Raw genomic sequence first — 20195 nt, forward strand, 5'->3', positions numbered from 1 at the left:
CTTGCCTTCATCGCCATGATATTCTTCCATCCTGAGCAGACGAGGCGCCTCGTTCGTTAAACAGACGGTGTGGCGTGTTGAAGTAGGCGGCCGATGAGCGAGCATGACAAGCGGCCGGACGGGGGCAACTCCGGCGGCGGACCCGGTGGCGGGTCAGGGGAAAACGGACCGGCCAGCGGCGTCGTGGTCAAGGCGCGTCCCCGCACGCGCAAGCCCACGATGTACAAGGTCCTGATGCTGAACGACGACTACACGCCGATGGAGTTCGTCGTGCACGTCCTGGAACGGTTCTTCGCCAAGAACCGGGAGGAGGCGACGCGGATCATGCTGCACGTCCACCGGCGTGGCGTGGGGGTTTGCGGCGTCTTCACCTACGAGGTCGCGGAAACCAAGGTGACGCAGGTCATGGACCTTGCGCGGCAGAACCAGCATCCGCTCCAATGCACGATCGAGAAGGAATAAGGGTGCCTCCGGTACCCCACCCCTCTCGCCGCGGGTGCGAAGACGCCCCACATTAGTTCTTTCTCTTCCACTCCGCCTCGGCAGCAGCCGCTGTCCGGGCCGGACCCTTAGGGGAGCGTCGCCTAGCATGCTGTCCCGCAACCTCGAACAGACGCTCCACCGTGCCCTGGCGCTCGCCAACGACCGCCGGCACGAATATGCAACTCTGGAGCACCTCCTCCTTTCCCTCTGCGACGACACGGACGCCACCACGGTGCTGAGTGCCTGCGGGGTCGAGATCGAGAAGCTGAAGCGCGACCTCGGCGAGTTCCTGGACAAGGACCTCGCCGGCCTGGTCAGCGACCGCGGCGGCGACCCGAAGCCCACCGCCGGCTTCCAGCGCGTGGTCCAGCGCGCCGCCATCCATGTCCAGTCCTCGGGCCGTGACGAGGTTTCGGGCGCCAACGTGCTCGTGGCCCTGTTCAGCGAGCGTGAGAGCCACGCCGTCTACTTCCTGCAGCTGCAGGACATGACGCGGCTCGACGCGGTCAACTTCATCAGCCACGGCATCGCCAAGGCCCCCGGCCGCGCCCAGAGCCGGTCGCCGCAGGGCAAGGACGAGAACGGCGATGAGGGCGGCGGCAGCGGCCGCGGCGGCAAGGACGAGGAGAAGCGCGAAGGCAGCGCCAAGCGCGGCCAGGACGCGCTCGGCAACTACTGCGTCGACCTCAACAAGAAGGCCGCCGCCGGCAAGATTGACCCGCTGATCGGCCGCGACAGCGAGATCGAGCGCACGATCCAGATCCTGTGCCGTCGCACCAAGAACAACCCGCTCTACGTGGGCGACCCGGGCGTGGGCAAGACCGCCATCGCCGAGGGTCTGGCCAAGCGGATCATCGAGGGCGACGTGCCCGAGGTGCTGCTGAAGAGCACCATCTTCGCCCTCGACATGGGCGCGCTGCTGGCCGGCACCCGCTACCGCGGCGACTTCGAGGAGCGGCTGAAGGCCGTGGTGACGGAGCTCGAGCAGCATCCGGGCTCGATCCTGTTCATCGACGAGATCCATACCGTGATCGGCGCCGGCGCGACCTCGGGCGGGGCGATGGACGCGTCGAACCTGCTGAAGCCTGCGCTGGCCCAGGGCACGCTGCGCTGCGTGGGTTCCACCACGTATAAGGAGTACCGGCAGCATTTCGAGAAGGACCGCGCGCTGGTCCGGCGCTTCCAGAAGATCGACGTGAACGAGCCGTCGGTCGAGGATGCGGTGAAGATCCTGCAGGGCCTCAAGACCAACTACGAGAAGCACCACAAGGTCCGCTACACGCCCGAGGCCATCCGGGCGGCGGTGGAGCTGTCGGCCAAGTACATCAACGACCGCAAGCTGCCGGACAAGGCGATCGACGTGATCGATGAGGTCGGTGCCTCGCGGATGTTGGTGCCTGAGAACAAGCGCCGCAAGACCGTGACGCTGAAGGACGTGGAGGACGTGGTCGCCAAGATCGCCCGCATCCCACCCAAGTCCGTCTCGACCGACGACAAGGAAACGCTGCGCAACCTGGAGCGCGACCTGAAGTCGATGGTGTTCGGCCAGGACAAGGCAATCGAGGCGCTGAGCGCCGCGATCAAGCTGTCTCGCGCCGGGCTGCGCGATGCCGAGAAGCCGATCGGCAACTACCTGTTCTCCGGCCCCACCGGCGTCGGCAAGACCGAGGTGGCCAAGCAGCTCGCCAAGACGCTGGGCATCGAGCTCACCCGCTTCGACATGTCCGAGTACATGGAGCGGCACTCGATCTCCCGCCTGATCGGCGCGCCGCCGGGCTACGTGGGCTTCGACCAGGGCGGGCTGCTGACCGATGCCGTGGACCAGCACCCGCACTGCGTCCTCCTGCTCGACGAGATCGAGAAGGCGCACCAGGACCTGTACAACATCCTGTTGCAGGTCATGGACCACGGGAAGCTGACCGACCACAACGGCAAGAACGTGGACTTCCGCAACGTCATCCTGATCATGACGACCAATGCGGGCGCCTCGGACATGGCCAAGGCCGGCATCGGCTTCGGGCGCGAGGTCCGCACCGGCGAGGACGAGGAGGCGATCAAGCGCCTGTTCACGCCGGAGTTCCGCAACCGCCTGGACGCGGTGGTGCCCTTCGCCGGCCTGACGCCGGAGGTGGTGGCCAACGTGGTCGAGAAGTTCGTGATGCAGCTGGAAGCCCAGCTCGCGGATCGCAACGTCACGATCGAGCTGAGCTCGGCGGCCAAGGAGTGGCTGGCGGAGCGGGGCTACGACCCGCTCTACGGCGCGCGGCCGCTGGCCCGCGTCATCCAGGAATACATCAAGAAGCCGCTGGCCGAGGAACTGCTGTTCGGCAAGCTGGTGAAGGGTGGCGCGGTGAAGGTCGGCCTCAAGGATGGAGCGCTGAGCTTCGACGTGGCCGAGGCACCGCCTGCCGCGCTGCCGAAACCCGAAGAGGGTAACGGCGAGGGCCCGGGCGACGGCGAAGCCGAGCGGGAGCCCGAGGCGGCCGGCTGACCGGAGCGGTCAGCACTGGGATCGAGGGGCGCGGCGGGGGAGACCCGGCCGCGCCCCTTCCCTTTTCGGGGTACACGGATCAGGCGGGCGCGCCGCGCGGCACCACCGTGTTCAGGAACTCCGCCACGTCGTCGCGCACCGGGGCACCCGCGAGGCCCAGCCCCCGCACCGGTGCCGCCAGGGCGCCGATGATGCCGATATGGCCGACATCGGGGTATTCGCGCAGCGTCACGGGGATGTTCGCGGCCCTGAGGCTGCGCGCCAGTTCCCGCGAGCGTTCCGGTGACACCGTGTCATCCGCCAGCCCGTGCAGCAGCAGGGTGGGCGGGCAGCCGTTGAGGTCGCCGGGCTCCGCCGGCAGTACCCGTGCCCGTCCGCCCGGGGCATCGCGGAAGATGGCCACGTACTCGGCCTCTTCGGGCTGGAAGTCGTAGGGTCCTGCCAGGCCGATCGCGCCGCGCAGGCTCCTGCGCGACGCCCTGCCGAGCCAGCGCGGGTCGGTGGCCAGGGCACCCACAATAAAGGCGCCCGCCGAGTGGCCCATGAGCACCATCGGGCGGTTCGCGGCCACTCCCGTCTGCAGGAAGCGCGTGGCGGCGGCCGCGTCCTCGAGGAAGGTCGGCCAACGGACCTCCGGGTAGAGGCGGTAGTCGGGAATCGCCACCACCATGCCGAGGCTGGTCAGCGACTGCGCCAGGAAGCGGTAGCTGCCTTTGGTGCCGTCCTTCCAGCCGCCGCCGTAGAAGAACACCACCACCGGCGTCGCGTCGGTGGCACCGTCGGGCGTGTAGAGGTCGAGCGTGCCGCGATCCCCCTCGCGGAAGCGTAGGTCACGCGTCACCGTGTAGCCGCCGCGGGGCGTCAGGGCGTTCACGAGGTTCGCGGGGGAACAGGCGGCGAGCAGCGGCGCCAGGAGGGGAAGTCGCGCCAATTGGCGGCGGGTGGCCGTCATGCAGACGGAAGAGGAGATGTCATGGCCGGGCAACGGCCCGGCCATGACAGTCGTTGCGGCGGATTATTCCACCACGTCGGCGAGACGGTCGCGCATCTTGCGCGCGTCCTCGGTGGACACCGCCGGCGCGGCGTTGCCCCAGCTGTTGCGGATATAGGTGGCGACCGCCGCCACCTGCTCGTCGTTCAGGCGCCAGCCGAAGGCCGGCATGGCGGGACCCGTGGGTGCCATGTCGGTGGTGGCCGCCTTGGCGCCCTGGAGCACCGCGCGGAGGATCGACTCGCTGCCGGGCTGCTGCACGGACTGGCTGCCGGCCAGGCGCGGGAACATGCGGGCGATGCCCTGGCCGCTGTCGGTGTGGCAGGCCTTGCAGCCGTCCTCGTAGATTGCACGGCCCATCCGCATCTGCGCGTTGTCGGCCGCCAGCGGCGCCGGTGCGCTCGCCTGCTGCACCGCCTGCGCGGGCTGCTTCAGGTAGACGGCCATCGCCTTGAGGTCGGACTCGGTCATCTTGGCGGTGGAATACTGCACCACCTCGGCCATCGGACCCGCGGCCGCGGCGCGCTCGTTGCGGCCGGTGCGCAGGTACTCGACGATCTCGTCCTCGCTCCAGTCGCCGACGCCCAGCCGCTTGTCGGCCGTCAGGCTCGGCGCGTACCAGGCCTGAAGCTCCCCGCCCGCGAGGTGGTCGCCGTCGCCGCCCAGGAAGTTCTTGGGCGTGTGGCAGGAGCCGCAGTGACCCAGCCCTTCCACGAGATAGGCGCCGCGGTTCCACTCGGCCGACTTCGTGGTGTCGGGCTGGAAGGTGCCCTCACGGAAGAACAGCATGTTCCAGCCGATCATCGCCATGCGGATGTTGAACGGGAACGGCAGGGTGTTGCGGTCCACCGCGTTCTGCACCGGCGCCAGCGTGCGCAGGTAGGCGAATATCGCGTCGGAGTCGTCGCGCGTGACGTTGGTGTAGGCCGTGTACGGGAAGGCCGGGTAGAGGTGCGTTCCGTCCGGCCGCTGCCCGTGGTGCATGGCGGTGTAGAACTGGTCCGCCGTCCAGGTGCCGATGCCGGTTTCGCGGTCCGGCGTGATGTTGGCGGCCTTGATCTGACCGAAGGGCGTCTCGATCGCGCGGCCACCGGCATAGCCGTAGGAGGATTCGAGGTCCGGCACGGCATGCGCGACGCCGGGCCCGGCGCTGCCGGTGTGGCAGGCAACGCAGTCGCCCGCCGTCGCCAGGTAGCGGCCGCGCGCCACCTGATCAAAGTTGTCCGGGTCCGCCTTGGCGGTGCCGATCAGCGCGCCGAGCGCCAGCGTGGCGAGAAGAAGCTTGCGCATCATGCCTGCACCAGCGGCTGACCGGGGTTCTTGAGGTACTGCTGCGTGATCGCGTCGGCCGCGTAGTAGGCCAGCGCCCCCACCGTGCCGGTCGGGTTGTAGCCGGCGTTCTGCGGGAAGGCCGAGGCACCCAGCACGAAGACGTTGGGCACGTCCCAGACCTGCTGGAACTTGTTGACCGCGCTTTCGCGCGGGTTGGAGCCCATGATGGCGCCGCCGGTGTTGTGCGTCGTCTGGTAGGGCACGACGTTCCAGTGGCCGGCCTTGGGCGTCGAGCGGATCTGCTTCGCGCCCATGGCCTTCATGATCGGCTCCATCTTCGCCGTGACGAAGCGCGACATTTTGAACTCGTTCTCCTTGAAGTCGAACGTCATGCGCAGCAGCGGCCGCCCGAGCCGGTCCTTGTAGGTCGGGTCGAGGTCCAGGTAGCAGTCGCGATACGACATGACGCTGCCCTGGCTGCCGACGTTGGCGGTGGTCAGGTAGTTCTCCGCCGTCGCCTTCTTCCAGGCGGCACCCCAGCGCGGCGTACCGGGGGGCGTCGGGCGCGCGGCGATCGGACGGGCGTTGGTCACGGTGCAGTTGACGTTGGCGCCGCCGAGGAAGTCGACGTCGGAGTGGTCGAAGGACTCGCCGTTGAAGTCGTCAAAGGTCATGCCCAGCGCGCCGGCGCCGGCGAACATGTTGAACAGCTGGTTGTCGAAGAAGCCGTTCACCGAGGAATTGGCCTGATAGGCGTAGTTCTTGCCGATCACGCCCTCACCCGTGTTCGGGTCGTAGGGCTTGCCGATGCCCGAGTAGAGCAGCAGCCGCACGTTCCACAGCTGGTAGGCCGCCAGGATCACGAGGTCGGCGGGCTGTTCCCATTCCTGGCCCTGCGCGTCCACGTAGACCACGCCGGTCGCGGTCTTGCCGTCGGCCGACATCAGGACCTTGACCACCTCGCACTCGGTGCGCGCCTCGAAGCCCGGGTGGCGCATCAGCACCGGCAGGATCGTGGTCTGCGCCGAGGACTTGGAATAGTTGGCGCAGCCGAAGCGCTCGCAGAAACCGCAGTAGGAGCAAGGCGCCTGCGTGACGCCGAGCGGGTTGGTATAGGCCTGCGACATGTTCGCGGAGGGCAGCGGGAACGGGTGGTAGCCCGCATCCGTGGCCGCCTTGGTGAACAGGTTCTGCGCGTGGCTCATCTTCATGGGCGGCGTGGGATAGGGGCGCGAGCGCCAGCCCTCGAAGGGGTTGCCGCCCGGCTGGATCTGGCCCTTGAGGTTGCCGGCCGTGCCCGCGATGCCGCACAGGTACTCGAACTTGTCGTAGTAGGGCTCGAGCTCGTCGTAATCGATGCCGAAGTCCGCGATGGTCATGCCTTCGGGGATCTTGTTGGCACCGTACTTCTCGGTGACGTAGGAACGCAGCTTGAGGTCGGTGGGCAGGAAGCGCCAGGTATGGCCGTTCCAGTGCACGCCCGATCCGCCGACGCCGTTGCCGGGCAGGAAGCTGCCCCAGTTGCGGATCGGCAGCGCCACCTGGTCCATGGTGTTGCGCGCGGTGACCGTATCCTGCGACGGCTTCACGAAGAGGTCGTTGCGGATGGCGTAGCGCAGCTCATCGGGCGCGGTGCCGATGTTGAAGTCGGTGGCGGTGTCGCGCCACGGGCCGCGTTCCAGCGCCACGACCTCGAGCCCTGCCTGGCAGAGCTCGTAGCCCATGATGGCACCGGTCCAGCCGAGGCCGACGATCACGGCATCCTTGCGAGGAAGACGGCGCATCAGGTGGCCCCTCCACGGCCGGAACGTCGTGACGGGTCGACCAGCTTGCCCCAGTCGGAACGGCCCACCAGCCCGACGGGCGGCAGGGTGTAGCGCTGGTTGGGATGCGCGATCACGTCGCGGTAGTCGTAGCGGGCGCCGGGGAAGCCCAGCAGCTTCCAGCCGGTCATGTCCTTGTTGCCGCCGTAGATCGGGTCGGCAAAGTAGCCTTCCATCATGTTGCTGTAGATCTGCTCGAACAATGCGCGGCCGTCGAAGCCGTCGAGCTTGATCTCTCCCTTCTCCAGGCCGGTGAGCAGCTTGTCCTGATCCTCGCCGCTCAGCTGGCCGAACTTGCGGTTGCTGAAGGTCTTCCCGACATAGGCGGCGAGTGCCCGCAGCCCGTCGCGGTAGACCTGCATGGGGCGCAGCGGCGACTGGAAACCCTGCGTGGGCAGGGGATTGGCCGGGAACGGCCCTTCCATGTACCAGCCATCCAGGCGACCGTAGGGACCGGCGAGCTGCCGGTCGATGAACACGACGCAGCCCGCGTCCTTGCCGCCGAGGCTACGTTCGTCCGCGGGAATGAAACGGTCCGCGATGGCTTCCAGCACCGCCACTTCGTCCGCGTTCAGGTAGAGCCAGCCGCCCGGTGGCTCGAGGCCGAGCGGCGGATACACCTCGCCCGGCTGCCAGGGCATCATGCCGGAGATGGTGCGCGCGGTGGCTGATCCGGCAATGCCAGCCAGCGCGCTTGCTCCGAGCAGAGCACGCCGGGTCGTGGTCGTGGGCGGCATTGTCGGGCCTCCTGTCGCTTCAGCGGTAGTTCAAGACTTCGCGACCCTATGCCCCCGCTTGTTGCACGCCGATACGCTGGTAGCGGAACGAAACGCGCTTTCCAGATTTCGTGAACTGCGCGACTGCGACGCGCTATCAAGAACTGGCGAGTTCATGACGCATCCGTTGCAGGTTCGCGCGCTGTTCCTCCGATACTTCCGGATAGTCGAGGTTCAGCCCGCGCAGCTTCTCCACCAGCGCTGCTGCCACGACCAGGCGCGCGAGCCACTTGCGGTCCGCCGGTATCACGAACCAGGGCACCTCCTCCGAGGCTGTCGCGCGAATCGCGGAGTCGTAGGCCTGCTGGTAGTCGTCCCAGCGCTTCCGGTCGACGATGTCGGAGGGCTGCAGCTTCCAGTTCTTGTCGGGCTCGTCGATGCGCGCGAGGAAGCGCTGGCGCTGCTCGGCCGCGCTCAGGTGCAGGAAGAACTTCAGCACCACGATTCCCTGGTGGGTGAGATAGCGCTCGAAACCGGCGATGTCGTGCAGGCGATGCTTCCAGATCGCCTCGCCTGTCAGCTCCGGCGGCAGGTTCTGCGCGGCGAGCACCTCCGGATGCACGCGGGCGACGAGCACTTCCTCGTACCAGGAACGATTGTGCACGCCGATCATGCCGCGTGGGGGCAGGTTCACGACGTGCCGCCACAGGAAGTCGTGCCTGCGTTCCGTGGCGCTCGGCGCGGCGAAGCTGGTGACCTGGGTGCCTTGGGGGTTGAGGCCGGAAAAGACGTGGCTGATCGTGCCGTCCTTGCCGCCCGCGTCCATGGCCTGGAAGATGCACAGCACGCCCCACTGTGCCTTGGCGTTGAGGCGCTTCTGCAGCTCGGCCGCCTCCGCAACCAGTTCGGGAAGCAGCGCCTCGCCCTCGCGCTTGTTCAGCCCATCGGGACGCGCGTCGGTCTCGTGCGTGTCGAGGCGAAACGTGTCGCCATCTCCGACGCAACAGCGGCGGAGGAAATCTTGCAGCTCGTTGGGGATGCTCAAGCCTGCCTGCTCCGGAAGGTGGAGCGCGGAGCATGCGCCCTTCCCCGCCGGCTGTCAGGGCGGCAGCAGGCGCACCGAAACGGGGCAATGGTCCGACAGCCGGTCGCGCCACCCGTCGCCCGTTTCGGCATACACCATCACGCGCAGGCTGTCGGGCCGCAGCCATCCGCGCGCCGGGCCGCCCAGCAGGATGTGGTCGATGAAGGGGCGGCCACCCCAGCACGGGTTGGACACGCCCTCGGTCGTGCGCAACAGCGGGGCGGCACGACGGAGCGCCACCAGGACGGGGTCGCGGGGGCGGTCCATGCGGCGGTTGAAGTCGCCCAGCACCGCGAAACCGGCATTTTCCGCACCGCGCGCCGCGATCCAGCCGGCCAGCACGCCTGTCTGATCCGCCAGCGTGTTGCAGGCTGCACCCTCGCCGAGCGGTGCCTCCCTGCAGCCACTCTTGAGATGCACGGCGAGCAGGCGCAGCGGCTGCCCGCCCGCCGTCACGGTGACGTCCACGCCGCGGCGCAGGCTGTGCTCAGCCTCAGGCTGGGTGTCGAGCGCGGCGAGATCCGGGTTCTGCACGGCCGGGATGCCGCGGCGCACCGCGATCGCCACGCGCTGCACGTCGCTCTCGGCCGGAAAGAACAGCGTCCACTGCGCCGGATCGAGGATCAGCGCCGCGGCCTCGGGCCCGTCCACCTCCTGCAGCGCCAGCACATCGGCACCGAGACGCGCGGCGTAGCCGCGCAGGCGGGCCAGGTCCTCAGGGCTGCGGCCGCGCACGTCCGGCGGCAGGCGCGGGTCGCCGGCGGCGCGGGTGGTCAACCAGTCGAGGTTCCAGGTGGCGAGCTTGAGCTCCTGCGCTTGCAGCGGTGCGGCGGCGAGCAGCAGCAGAGCGGTGAGGATGCGGGGGATCAGGCGGCGCATGGTGGTCTTCTAGAGCAGCGCCGGCAGCAGGGCCGGAGTCGCGCGGGATGGAAGCGGCAGGGCGCGGGCGCCGCAATCCTCGAGAAATGCGGCCACGGCATCCATCTCCGCGCGGCTGCGGGTGGCGTCCTCGTCGCTGCCGGGCGGCACCCAGATCACCGTCTCGTAGCGCGCCCGCGTCAGCAGCACGCGATAGGTGTTGCGGGTGAACTCCACCTCCGCCGCGCGGGTCACGGTGTTCCAGCGGCTGCCGCTGAGGCTGCGGACCTGCCAGCGGCCGTGGATGCGCAGGAAGTCGCCGCCCCAGGCGAGGCCCACGAGGTCGAGCTCCAGCCCCTGGCAGGAATACTCGGTGGCCGGAACCTCCAGCGCCTCGGAAGCGCGGATATCGGGCCAGCGACGCAGGAACCAGCTCACCACCTCCGCATCGCCACGCAGCTCACCGCCTAGTCCTTCGGCGCGCAGGCGCCGGTTGCCGGAGGAGGCCACCAGCCCCGCCCGGCGTTCCCCGCGCGCCAGGTGGCGCAGCGCGGTGCGGAGCGCGCTGAGGTCGCGCGTGAGATAGACCGGCACCTCGCCGGAGGCCGTCAGGTTTCGCGCCGCCGCCGCATCGCCCGACAGCACGGCATCGACCCAGGGCGCCATCAGGTTCGAGCGCACGGAGCGGATCGGGACGTCGAGGTGCAGCGCCGGATCGAGCGCGAGCCACGGCGCCAACACCGGGGCGAGGCGCTGCGCCACGGGCCCCTCGCCCACGGCCGCGGGCGCCACGCTGGCGCGCCAGCGCCCCTGGCTGCCGGCGATCACCCGCCCCCATTCCGTGAGCCCGGCCTCACCGGTGTTGATCTCCTGCCCGCTGCCGACCAGCGCTACCACCACGGCCCAGTCGGGGTGCCGGCCCATGATCTCCAGCATGTGCGCGGGCTCGGAGTCCGTCAGGCGGGAGCGGCGGTTCTGCGTGTCCTGCGTCGCCTTGGCGGCGTCCCAGGCACGCTGCGCCTCGTCGAACACCACGACGCGGACGTCCGGGATCTCTGCGGGCGAGAGCACGTGGTGCTCCAGGAAGCGGTGGACGTTCTGCAGCGCCGCCACGGTTCGTCGGCGCGCCTCGCGGATCGGGGCGCCGCCGCGGCTCGCGTCGAGGGCCAGGGCTTCGCGCAGCACCGCCACCAGCGGGGCGTTGCCGGTCAGGAAGGCGGCGCCGAGGTCGCGCGAGGCGCCGAACACCGTGTCCAGCCCGCACAGCGTCTTGCCGGCGCCAGGAATGCCGGTGACGAAGACGACGCGGTGCTGCCCAAGCTGCCGCGCCTCCTCCACGACCGCGCGGATCGCCGCGGTGGTGCGCGTCAGGTTGGTGGCGTCGGCCCGCGCCGCCGCGATCTCGGCCACGCCGTGGCGGGCGTAGAGCAGCGTCGCGGCCTCGACGATGTTGGGCACCGGGCGATAGGGCGCCGCTTCCCAGGCGAGCGGGTCGAGCGGGGTTGCCGGCGGCCGAATCACCTCCGCCAGCTCGGCCAGCAGGTCCGCCAGCGTGTTCGCGTTCGCGCGCTGCACGGGGGAAACGCCGTGCCACAGCAGCACCGGCTCGTTCCACGGCGTCGGGGCGTCGGTCGCGACCAGCACCGGCACCACCGGCACGGCTGCCGGCGTGAAAGTCATGGAGGTCGAGGGCGTAGTCTTCCGCCTGCCGCAGGTCCGCGGGCTCGAAGCGCCGGGCGCCCACCTTGAACTCCAGCACGAAGACGGCGCGGTCGCTCAGCAGGATGGCGTCGCAGCGCTTCTCCAGGCGCAGCAGGTCGTATTCCAGCAGGACCCGCCACTGCGCGGGCGCGGCCGAGAGCGCCTGTTGCAGCAGCGCGACCTGCGCCTCCCAGGCGCCGAGCTGGGCGGACTCATTGGTGCGGAAGCGGCGGGCCTGCGCTTCGGCGAGCTGCGCCACGACGGCGGCGGGCGCGCTGCGGCGGAACGCCTCGACCGAGAGCGAGATCCAGACCGGCACCGCTCCCGTCAGCTCTCGCCGTCGCGGCGGAAGGGCGAGGCCTCAGCCAGGGCTTCCATCTCGGCCAGCATGGCCGGGCGCTCGTTCTCCAGGAAGTCGCTGACGGCGCGGCGCAGCCCGCGGTGCTCGATCCAGTGCGCAGAATAGGTCGGCACCGGCAGGTAGCCGCGCTGGATCTTGTGCTCACCCTGCGCGCCCGCCTCGACGCGGGGCAAGCCGTGCGCGATGGCGAAGTCCATGGCCTGGTAATAACAGAGCTCGAAGTGGAGAAAGGGCGCTTCCACCAGCGCGCCCCAGTTGCGGCCGTAGAGCGCGTCGCGGCCCATGAGGTTCAGGGCGCCGGCCACGGGTTCCCCATCGCGCTCGGCCACCATCAGCACCACGCGGTCGCCCAGGCGTTCGCCCAACAGCGGCCAGAAGCGCGGGGTGATGTAGGCGCTGCCCCACTTACGATCGACGGTGTGCATGTAGCACTGGTGGAAAACCTGCCAGTGATGCGGCGTGATCTCGGCGCCGCGCAGCGCCCGGAAGGTGAGGCCTGCGGACTGCGCGTCCCGCCGCTCACGCCGCAGGGTCTTGCGCTTGCGCGACGACAGGGCGCCGAGGAAATCGTCGAAGCTGCCGTAGCCGGGATTGTTCCAGTGGAACTGCGTGCCGAGGCGGCGCAGCCAGCCGGCCTCGCCCAGTGCTTCCCACTCCGCCTCGCCGCAGAAGGTCACGTGGCAGGAGGAGAAGCCCAGGTCGCTCGTGGCCTGCCGCAGCCCCTGCGCCAGGGCCAGCAGCGGCACCTCGCTGCCGGGCCGGGTCAGCAGGCGCGGGCCGGGAACCGGGCTGAAGGGCACCGAGACCTGAAGCTTCGGGTAGTAGTCGCCGCCCGCCTGCTCGAAAGCGCGCGCCCAGGCCCAGTCGAAGACGTACTCGCCGTAGGAATGCGACTTGGCATAGGCGGGCGCCACGGCGACCACCGTGCCGGCGGCATCGCGCAGCGCGGCGTGCTGCGGCAGCCAGCCGGTCTTGCGGCCGGCGGAGCCGCTGTCCTCCAGCGCCAGCAGGAAGGCGTGCGACACGAAGGGGTTGTCGTCGCCGGCACAGGCATCCCAGTCGGCGGAGGCGATCTCCGCGATCCGGGGGTGCAGCGTCAGCGTCAGTTCGGGGGCGCCATCGGGCATGGAGGAAGGATGTGCGCCCGATCGCCCCCGGCGCAAGCCACGGAGCGCGCGGATCAGCGCAGCGCGAACATCGCCTCCACCTCCACCGCCGCGTCGCCCGGCAGGGACGGAACGCCGATGGTGGAGCGGGCATGGCGGCCAAGATCGCCGAAGACCTCCACCGCGAGGTCGGAGGCGCCGTTCATGATCGCGGCATGGCGGGTGAAGTCCGGACCGGCGGCGATGAAGCCACCCAGGCGGACCACCCGCGCCACGCGGTCGAGATCCCCGTCCAGGGCGGCCTTGGCCTGCGCCAGGACGTTGAGGAAGCACAGCCGCGCCGCGGCGATGCCGGCCTCGTCGCTGACCCCGGCACCCAGCTTGCCGGTCACGGCGATGCGGCCGTTCTCCATCGGGATCTGGCCCGACACCACCAGCAGTCCCGGCACCACCACGGCGGGAACGTAGTTCGCCAGCGGCTTGGCCGTTTCCGGCAGGGCAAGGCCGAGTTCGGCGAGGCGGGCTTCGATGCGACCGGTCATGCTGGGCTTCCGGATAGGGGGTTCAGCCGACCAGCCGCAGGGCGCGGCGGCGGGAACGGGGGCTGGCGGGCGCTTCCAGCGGCAGCGAGGTCTGCTGCGCCGGCGCGCCGAGCTCGGCGCCGAACTCTTCCTCGCTTGGGTCGGGCATCGGGGCGGCGTCCAGGTGTTCCAGCGCAAGGCGGCGGAAGGCCCAATCGAGGATCGAGGTGGCGCGCCGGATGGTGGGGTCGCCCTCCACCGCGCCGGAGGGGCCGAAATGCGTATAGGCGTGCGCGTGGACGAACTCGGCCAGCGGCACGCCGCGGGCGAGACCCAGCGACACCGACTGGCACAGCGCGTCGAGCAGCCCGCGGAACGGCGCGCTGTCCTTGGCCAGGCTGAGCGACATCTCGGCCAGCGTGCCGTCGGCGTGCTCGGCGGTGCGCAGGGTCACGCGATGGCCGCCGACCGACACCTTCCAGACATGGCCACGCGTGGCGGTGCGGCTGTCGAGGTGGCGGGGCGCCGGGCGTGGCGTGGCGGAGGTCGCGGGCGACGCGGGCGCATCGGCGTGCAGGAAGGGCCCCACGGCCGCCTGCATCGCAGCGCGGGCGGCGGGGCCACGCGGCGCCAGCAGGATCGCGGCGCGAGGACCGGCGCGCAGGGCGGCGGCGGTGGGCAGCTCCTCGCCTTCGGCGCTCGGATGGGTGGGGCCCGCAGCCGGCGCCAGCCCCGCCGTTTCCGCGCCCAGCAGCGCTTCCGCCGCATCGGCCGGCGACAGCGAGAGGAGGGATTCGTGACGCAGGCCGGGGGCACCGGCCGCCATGTTCAGCGCCTCGCGCGCCGCGAAGGCCAGGCCGGGCACCGCCGTTTCGGCGGGCGGGGGCGGGCAGCTGATGCTGACCGGCACGCGCTCGCCCAGCGCTTCGGCGCACTCGCCGCTGGCCGCCTCGGCCGCGCCGCGCGTCAGGGCCGCGATCGCCGCCGCCACGTCACGCGCGGCGGGGCTGTCGTAGTCCAGCCCGAGCCCGGCCAGCAGCCCGGCAAGGTCGGCGAAGCCCAGGCGCAGCGCGCGCGCCTTGCCGCCCGTCAGCGCCTCGAGCGCCAGCACCGCGGTCTGCACCGCGGCCGCGTAGCCGTCGGCGTCGAAATGCGCCTCGGCATCCAGGAAGGCCGGAAGGCTCAGCACGAAGCGCGGGTTGCCGGCGGCGGGATCGGCCCAGCTTTCCGCACCCGGTGCACCGCGGCGGAGCAGCAGCAGTTCCCGCAGCGCGTCGGCCAGCGTGTCGGCATCGGGCAGCCCGAGGCTGCGCGCCCCGGCGGCAGCCCGCCGGATCCAGGCTTCCGCCAGGCGGGGCAGCGAAACCGGCCCCTCGCCCGGGGCCAGCGAGGCCAGCGCATCCGCCGCCCCCTGATCCCAGGTGGCGGGCATGAGCACGGCGCGCGAAACAGCGTCCGGATCGGCCTGGCCGCGCGTGCGACGCAGCGCGACATCCGACCAGGATGTAGCTTCGAGCCCTGCCATACGATCGCCTCCGGACGAGTCTGCCTCGCGGCGAAGGCAACATTTTGTGGCCGGAGGAGTCAACCACCACCACATACGCTCTTCTTGCCGTGACGGCCCGGTGGCCTTTCAACAGAGGCCCGCCCGTGTCATATGCCGCTGCTCAGGAGGCTCCCAAGCCATGTCCACGTTCATGCGCCTGATCTCCGGCTTGAAGGGCCGTCGGGTCGGCACCGATCGCTTCGGCAACATCTACTTCGAGACCCGCAACGTCGTGCGGGGCTTCAACCACACGCGCCGCTGGGTGGTGTATGCTGGCCGGGCCGAGGCCACCGACGTTCCGCCCGAATGGCATGGCTGGCTGCACCACGCGACGCCCGATCCGCTCGATGAGCGGCAGCGCTATGCCTGGCAGCGGGACCATCAGCCGAACATGACCGGGACCGCCCTCGCCTATCGGCCGAAGGGCCATGACTACGAAGGCGGCAAGAGCCCGGCCTCCTACGGCGACTATGATGCCTGGACACCGGGCAGCTGAGGACGGGACCGGCCCCGGCGGCCACCTGCCCCGGCCTCCCGCTTTCCGCCGCGCAGCTTTTTCAGGGATGACGCCGTGAAGGGTCGCAGTCTTGCCGAGGTCCTCGCCGGCGCCGTGGTGCTGGTGGTGGCCGTGGTGTTCCTGGCCTATGCCGCCAACAATTCGGGTAAGTCGCTGGGCACCTCGTCCGGGATCAACCTCCGGGCGCGTTTCGACCGCATCGACGGGCTGGCGAACGGCTCGGACGTGCGGATCGCGGGCGTGCGCGTCGGCAGCGTGACGGCGGAGCGCATCGACCCGCGCACCTTCCTGGCGGAGGTCACGATGCGGATCGACAGCGGGCTGAACCTGCCCGACGACAGCTCGGCCGAGATCACCTCCGAGAGCCTGCTGGGCGGCAAGTACATCGCCCTGGTGCCGGGCGGCAGCGACAAGCTGCTGAAGGACGGGGGCGAGATCACGATCACCCAGTCCGCCGTCAGCCTCGAAAGCCTGCTGGGCAAGTTCATCTTCTCGGTGACGCAGATGAACAGCAATCATTCCGACGACGATCAGGGGAACGGCACGCCGGCCCCCGCGCCGGCCCGGCCATGAGCGATCCGCTCACCCCGCCGGCCCGCTGGCCCGGCATCGATGGCGATACGGTGTCCTGCCGCGAGAAGCTGCGGACGCTGAGCGAAAACCACGAGGAGCTGGTGCAGGTGCTGCGCGACGCCTTCGAGGACGCGGTGCTGATGGGCGTGGACGAGGGCGCACTCCGGCAGATCCTGCACGGGGTGGTGGATGCCCTGCCCTCCCCGCGGCGCGCCGGGGCAACGCGGGACGCGGCATGAAGCGGGCGCTGCTTTTCTCGCTGCTGCTCCTGGCCGTGCCGGCCGCGGCGCAGGACACCCAGCCGGCGCCGCCGCAGGACACGCAGTGGATCCCGATGCGCAATGCCAAGCTGCAGGCGCTGGACAAGGTGACGGCGCGCGTGACGGTGCTGGAAACCCCGGTCAACAAGCCGGTGCAGTTCGGCACGCTGACGGTCACCGTGAAGGCCTGCGACGCCCGGCCACCCGACGAGGTGCCGGACGCAGCGGCCTATCTCGAAGTGGCCGACAAGCTGGCCAAGCCCGGCACGCCGCTCGCCTTCCACGGCTGGATGCTGGCCAATGCCCCGGCGGTGAACATGCTGGAGCACCCGGTCTACGACCTGCGGATCCTCGAGTGTAAGTAACGCCGCGCGGGGTTTCCCCGCACGGCGCGACGGCCCGGGCCTTCGGCCCAGGCATCGGGAGGGCCGGAGCCCTCCCCTAGGGTTCAGTTCTTCGCCTTGTCCACCAGCGCGCCCTTGGTGATCCAGGGCATCATGCCGCGCAGCTTGGCGCCGACTTCCTCGATCTGGTGCTCGGCGTTGCGGCGGCGGGTCGCCTTAAACGAGGCCTGGTTGACCTTGTTCTCCAGCATCCAGTCGCGGGTGAACTTGCCGCTCTGGATGTCGTCCAGCACACGCTTCATCTCGGCCTTGGTTTCGGGCGTGATGATGCGCGGGCCGGTGACGTACTCGCCGTACTCGGCGGTGTTGCTGATCGAGTAGTTCATGTTGGCGATGCCGCCCTCGTAGATCAGGTCCACGATCAGCTTCACCTCGTGCAGGCACTCGAAATAGGCCATCTCGGGGGCATAGCCGGCCTCGACCAGCGTCTCGAAGCCGGCCTTGATCAGTTCGACGAGGCCGCCGCACAGCACGGCCTGCTCGCCGAACAGGTCGGTCTCGCACTCTTCCTTGAAGGTCGTCTCGATGATGCCCGAGCGGCCACCACCCACGGCGGAAGCATAGCTCAGCGCGATCTCCAGCGCGTTGCCCGACGGGTCCTGATGCACGGCCACGAGGCAGGGCACGCCGCCGCCCTTCTGGTATTCGCCGCGCACGGTGTGGCCGGGGCCCTTGGGCGCGATCATGAACACGTCCACGTCGGGGCGCGGCTCGATCAGGTTGAAGTGGATGTTCAGACCATGCGCGAAGGCGATCGCGGCGCCCTCGCGCAGGTTGTCGTGCAGGTGCTCGCGGTACAGGTCACCCTGGTTCTCGTCGGGGGTGAGGACCATCACCACGTCGGCCCACTTCGCGGCCTCGGCCGGGGACATGACGCGGAAGCCGGCGGCCTCGGCCTTCTTGGCGGAACCGCCCGGGCGGAGGCCGATCACCACGTCCCCCACGCCGCTGTCGCGCATGTTCATCGCGTGGGCATGGCCCTGCGAGCCGAAGCCGATGACGGCAACCTTCTTGTTCTTGATCAGGTTCACGTCCGCGTCGCGGTCGTAGTAAACGCGCATGATCCGCGTACTCCTCCTCGTGGTGGAAAATTCAGGCCGAAAGGCTGCGGGTGCCGCGCGCGATGGCGACGGCGCCGGTGCGGCTGACCTCGGCCAGACCCAGCGGCCGCATCAGCTCGACGAAGGCGTCGATCTTCTCGGCGGAGCCGGTCATCTCGAAAACGAAGCTCTCGTTGGTCGCGTCGACCACGCGGGCGCGGAAGGCATCGGCCAGGCGCAGCGCCTCCATCCGGTGCTCGCCCGCGCCGGCGACCTTGATCAGCGCCAGCTCGCGCGCGAGGTGCGGGCCTTCCAGCGTCAGGTCCGCCACCTTGTGCACGGGCACGAGGCGGTCGAGCTGCGCCTTGATCTGCTCGATCACCATGTCGGTGCCGGTGGTCACCACGGTGATGCGCGACAGCCGCCGCCCATCATCCACCGGCGCCACGGTCAGGCTGTCGATGTTGTAGCCGCGGCCGGAAAACAGGCCGATGACGCGGGCCAGCACGCCGGCCTCGTTCTCGACCAGCACGGCGATGGTGGCGGAGCGCTGCGGCTCCGTCTGGGTCGCTGACATCGCTCTCGCTTCCCTCAGACCAGCACGCGGCCGGCGTCGGTCACGGCGGCCGCGCGGCCTTCCTGGCCCGGGCCCAGGATCATCTCGTTGTGCGCGGCGCCCGACGGGATCATCGGGAAGACGTTCTCCTTCGGGTCCACGGCGATGTCGGCGATCACCGGGCCGTCGATGCGGATCATCTCGCGGATCACGTCATCCAGCTCATCGGCGCTGGTGGCGCGCAGGCCGCGGCCGTGGAAGCTTTCGGCCAGCTTCACGAAGTCCGGCAGGGCCGCGGAGTAGCTCTCGGAATAGCGCGAGCCGTGTAGCAGCTCCTGCCACTGGCGCACCATGCCCATGTACTCGTTGTTCAGGATGAACACCTTCACCGGCAGCCGGTACTGCGCCAGCGTCGCCATTTCCTGGATGTTCATCAGGATCGAGGCCTCGCCGGCGATGTCGATCACCAGCGCGTCCGGGTGCGCGACCTGCACGCCCGAGGCCGCCGGCAAGCCGTAGCCCATGGTGCCGAGCCCGCCCGAGGTCATCCAGCGGTTCGGCTTCTCGAAGCCGAAATACTGCGCGGCCCACATCTGGTGCTGGCCGACTTCGGTGGTGATGAAGGTGTCGCGGCCGGTTTCGCGCGTGATCTCATACAGGCGCTTCACCGCGTGCTGCGGCTTGATGATCTTGCCTTCCTGGACGTAGCGCAGGCACTTCGTCGCGCGCCACGCGTCGATCTGGCGCCACCAGGCGGTCAGCGCCTCGCTGTCCACCCGGCGCTCATCCGCCTCCCAGGCTTCGATCAGGTCACGCAGCACCGCGCCCGCGTCACCCACGATCGGCACGTCCACGGCCACGTTCTTGTTGATGTTGGACGGGTCGATATCGGCGTGGATCTTCTTGGCGGTCGGGCAGAAGGCATCCAGGCGCCCGGTCACGCGGTCGTCGAAGCGCGCGCCGATGTTGAGCAGCACGTCGCAGCCGTGCATCGCGAGGTTGGCCTCGACCGTGCCGTGCATCCCCAGCATGCCCAGGAAGTTCGGGTCGCTCGCCGGCACGCAGCCCAGGCCCATCAGCGTGTTGGTGACCGGGAAGTTCGTGGCGCGCACGAAGCGGGTCAGCAGCTCGCTGGCCTCGGGCCCGGCATTCACCACGCCGCCGCCGGTGTAGATCATCGGGCGCTTGGCACCTTTCAGCAGCGCCACCGCTTCCGCGATGCGCGCCGCGTCGGGCTCGGTGCGCGGGCGGTAGGAACGGTGCGGCGTCGAGGGCGCCGCCTCGTAGGGCGCCGGCTTGATCAGGATGTCCTTGGGCAGGTCGATCACCACCGGGCCCGGGCGGCCGGAGCGCGCGATCAGGAAGGCCTCGTGCACCGTGCGCGCCAGCTCGGCGGAACGCTTCACCAGGTAATTGTGCTTGGTGGCGGGCCGCGTGATGCCGGTGGTGTCGGCCTCCTGGAAGGCATCGTTGCCGATCAGCTGCGTCGGCACCTGCCCGGTCAGGCAGACCAGCGGCACGCTGTCCATCAGCGCATCCAGCAGGCCCGTCACCGCGTTGGTGGCGCCGGGGCCGGAGGTCACCAGCACGCAGCCCACCTTGCCGGTGGAACGGGCATAGCCCTCGGCCGCGTGGACCGCTGCCTGCTCGTGCCGAACCAGGACGTGGCGGATCGCGTTCTGCTGGAAGATCGCGTCGTAGATCGGCAGCACGGCGCCGCCGGGATAGCCGAAGATGACCTCTACGCCCTGTTCCTTCAGCGCGCGGAGGACGACCTCGGCACCGGAGGCGGTGTCGGTCTGGGTCTCGGCGGGAAGGGTCGTAGCGGACATGCGGCTCGGATCCGTTTGCTGTGCCGCGGCGTGGCCAGGTGGGGTCACGGTGCGGCGCGG

19 protein-coding genes are annotated in these 20195 nt (G+C 69.9%); 6 read left to right on the plus strand and 13 right to left on the minus strand.

The genetic code is table 11. The annotated features are described in order from the left end of the window. Positions 1–93 precede the first annotated feature (93 nt). Together clpS and clpA are read left to right on the plus strand one after the other, a co-directional pair. Entirely contained in the window at positions 94–462 is a 369-nt protein-coding gene (gene clpS / locus ACFFGY_RS12465) for an ATP-dependent Clp protease adapter ClpS (protein WP_377044820.1), read from the plus strand. A 127-nt stretch (positions 463–589) separates the two neighbouring features. Next, complete coding sequence (clpA, locus tag ACFFGY_RS12470; protein ID WP_377044821.1) at positions 590–2974, plus strand: ATP-dependent Clp protease ATP-binding subunit ClpA; 2385 nt, start codon at positions 590–592, stop codon at positions 2972–2974. Positions 2975–3053: 79 nt separating this feature from the next. Here the strand turns inward: clpA and ACFFGY_RS12475 are convergent, their stop codons facing one another. The 10 genes from ACFFGY_RS12475 to ACFFGY_RS12520 all read right to left on the minus strand — a co-directional run bounded on the left by ACFFGY_RS12475 (position 3054) and on the right by ACFFGY_RS12520 (position 14932). After that, entirely contained in the window at positions 3054–3905 is an 852-nt protein-coding gene (locus ACFFGY_RS12475) for an alpha/beta hydrolase (protein ID WP_377044822.1), read from the minus strand. An 84-nt stretch (positions 3906–3989) separates the two neighbouring features. After that, positions 3990–5258 (minus strand): c-type cytochrome, encoded by a 1269-nt coding sequence (locus ACFFGY_RS12480; protein ID WP_377044823.1) that lies wholly within the window; start codon positions 5256–5258, stop codon positions 3990–3992. Next, a complete protein-coding gene (locus ACFFGY_RS12485; protein ID WP_377044824.1) occupies positions 5255–7021 on the minus strand; it encodes a GMC family oxidoreductase in 1767 nt (588 codons plus the stop codon). The genes ACFFGY_RS12480 and ACFFGY_RS12485 overlap by 4 nt, the downstream gene beginning before the upstream one ends. After that, positions 7021–7797 carry a gluconate 2-dehydrogenase subunit 3 family protein gene (locus tag ACFFGY_RS12490; RefSeq protein WP_377044825.1) on the minus strand — a complete coding sequence of 259 codons (777 nt, stop codon included), beginning with the start codon at positions 7795–7797 and terminating at the stop codon, positions 7021–7023. Before ACFFGY_RS12490 ends, ACFFGY_RS12485 begins: the two co-directional genes overlap by 1 nt. Positions 7798–7933: 136 nt before the next feature. Further along, positions 7934–8821, minus strand: a complete 888-nt coding sequence (locus ACFFGY_RS12495) for a PPK2 family polyphosphate kinase (protein ID WP_377044826.1) — start codon at positions 8819–8821, stop codon at positions 7934–7936. Between the two features lie 54 nt (positions 8822–8875). After that, a complete protein-coding gene (locus tag ACFFGY_RS12500; RefSeq protein WP_377044827.1) occupies positions 8876–9739 on the minus strand; it encodes an endonuclease/exonuclease/phosphatase family protein in 864 nt (287 codons plus the stop codon). A gap of 9 nt (positions 9740–9748) precedes the next feature. Beyond that, positions 9749–11398, minus strand: a complete 1650-nt coding sequence (locus ACFFGY_RS12505) for a DUF2075 domain-containing protein (protein WP_377044828.1) — start codon at positions 11396–11398, stop codon at positions 9749–9751. Positions 11399–11746: 348 nt separating this feature from the next. Beyond that, positions 11747–12907 carry a GNAT family N-acetyltransferase gene (locus ACFFGY_RS12510; protein ID WP_377044829.1) on the minus strand — a complete coding sequence of 387 codons (1161 nt, stop codon included), beginning with the start codon at positions 12905–12907 and terminating at the stop codon, positions 11747–11749. 53 nt (positions 12908–12960) lie between these two features. Continuing rightward, a complete protein-coding gene (locus ACFFGY_RS12515; protein WP_377044830.1) occupies positions 12961–13428 on the minus strand; it encodes a RidA family protein in 468 nt (155 codons plus the stop codon). Between the two features lie 22 nt (positions 13429–13450). Beyond that, positions 13451–14932 (minus strand): TSCPD domain-containing protein, encoded by a 1482-nt coding sequence (locus ACFFGY_RS12520; protein WP_377044831.1) that lies wholly within the window; start codon positions 14930–14932, stop codon positions 13451–13453. Between the two features lie 160 nt (positions 14933–15092). Here ACFFGY_RS12520 and ACFFGY_RS12525 point away from each other — a divergent pair, with 160 nt between their 5' ends. The 4 genes from ACFFGY_RS12525 (at position 15093) to ACFFGY_RS12540 (ending at position 16668) form a co-directional block, all read left to right on the plus strand. Next, entirely contained in the window at positions 15093–15449 is a 357-nt protein-coding gene (locus ACFFGY_RS12525) for an NADH:ubiquinone oxidoreductase subunit NDUFA12 (protein WP_377044832.1), read from the plus strand. A 75-nt stretch (positions 15450–15524) separates the two neighbouring features. Continuing rightward, entirely contained in the window at positions 15525–16043 is a 519-nt protein-coding gene (gene mlaD, locus ACFFGY_RS12530; protein WP_377044833.1) for an outer membrane lipid asymmetry maintenance protein MlaD, read from the plus strand. Beyond that, on the plus strand, positions 16040–16282 hold the full coding sequence (locus ACFFGY_RS12535) for a hypothetical protein (protein ID WP_377044834.1): 243 nt from the start codon (positions 16040–16042) through the stop codon (positions 16280–16282). The genes mlaD and ACFFGY_RS12535 overlap by 4 nt, the downstream gene beginning before the upstream one ends. Continuing rightward, entirely contained in the window at positions 16279–16668 is a 390-nt protein-coding gene (locus tag ACFFGY_RS12540; RefSeq protein WP_377044835.1) for a DUF2155 domain-containing protein, read from the plus strand. The genes ACFFGY_RS12535 and ACFFGY_RS12540 overlap by 4 nt, the downstream gene beginning before the upstream one ends. Before the next feature lie 83 nt (positions 16669–16751). On the opposite strand, the gene ilvC is transcribed toward ACFFGY_RS12540, so the two are convergent. Genes ilvC through ACFFGY_RS12555 form a run of 3 tightly spaced genes read right to left on the minus strand, consistent with a single transcriptional unit; the run spans position 16752 to position 20135 of the window. Beyond that, a complete protein-coding gene (gene ilvC, locus ACFFGY_RS12545; protein WP_377044836.1) occupies positions 16752–17768 on the minus strand; it encodes a ketol-acid reductoisomerase in 1017 nt (338 codons plus the stop codon). 31 nt (positions 17769–17799) lie between these two features. After that, positions 17800–18324: an acetolactate synthase small subunit gene (gene ilvN, locus ACFFGY_RS12550; protein ID WP_377044837.1), complete on the minus strand. Its 525-nt coding sequence runs from the start codon at positions 18322–18324 to the stop codon at positions 17800–17802. A gap of 14 nt (positions 18325–18338) precedes the next feature. Beyond that, complete coding sequence (locus tag ACFFGY_RS12555) at positions 18339–20135, minus strand: acetolactate synthase 3 large subunit (RefSeq protein ID WP_377044838.1); 1797 nt, start codon at positions 20133–20135, stop codon at positions 18339–18341. Positions 20136–20195 lie beyond the last annotated feature (60 nt).

It is taken from the genome of Roseomonas elaeocarpi (assembly GCF_042433915.1).
Lineage (GTDB): Bacteria > Pseudomonadota > Alphaproteobacteria > Acetobacterales > Acetobacteraceae > Roseomonas > Roseomonas elaeocarpi.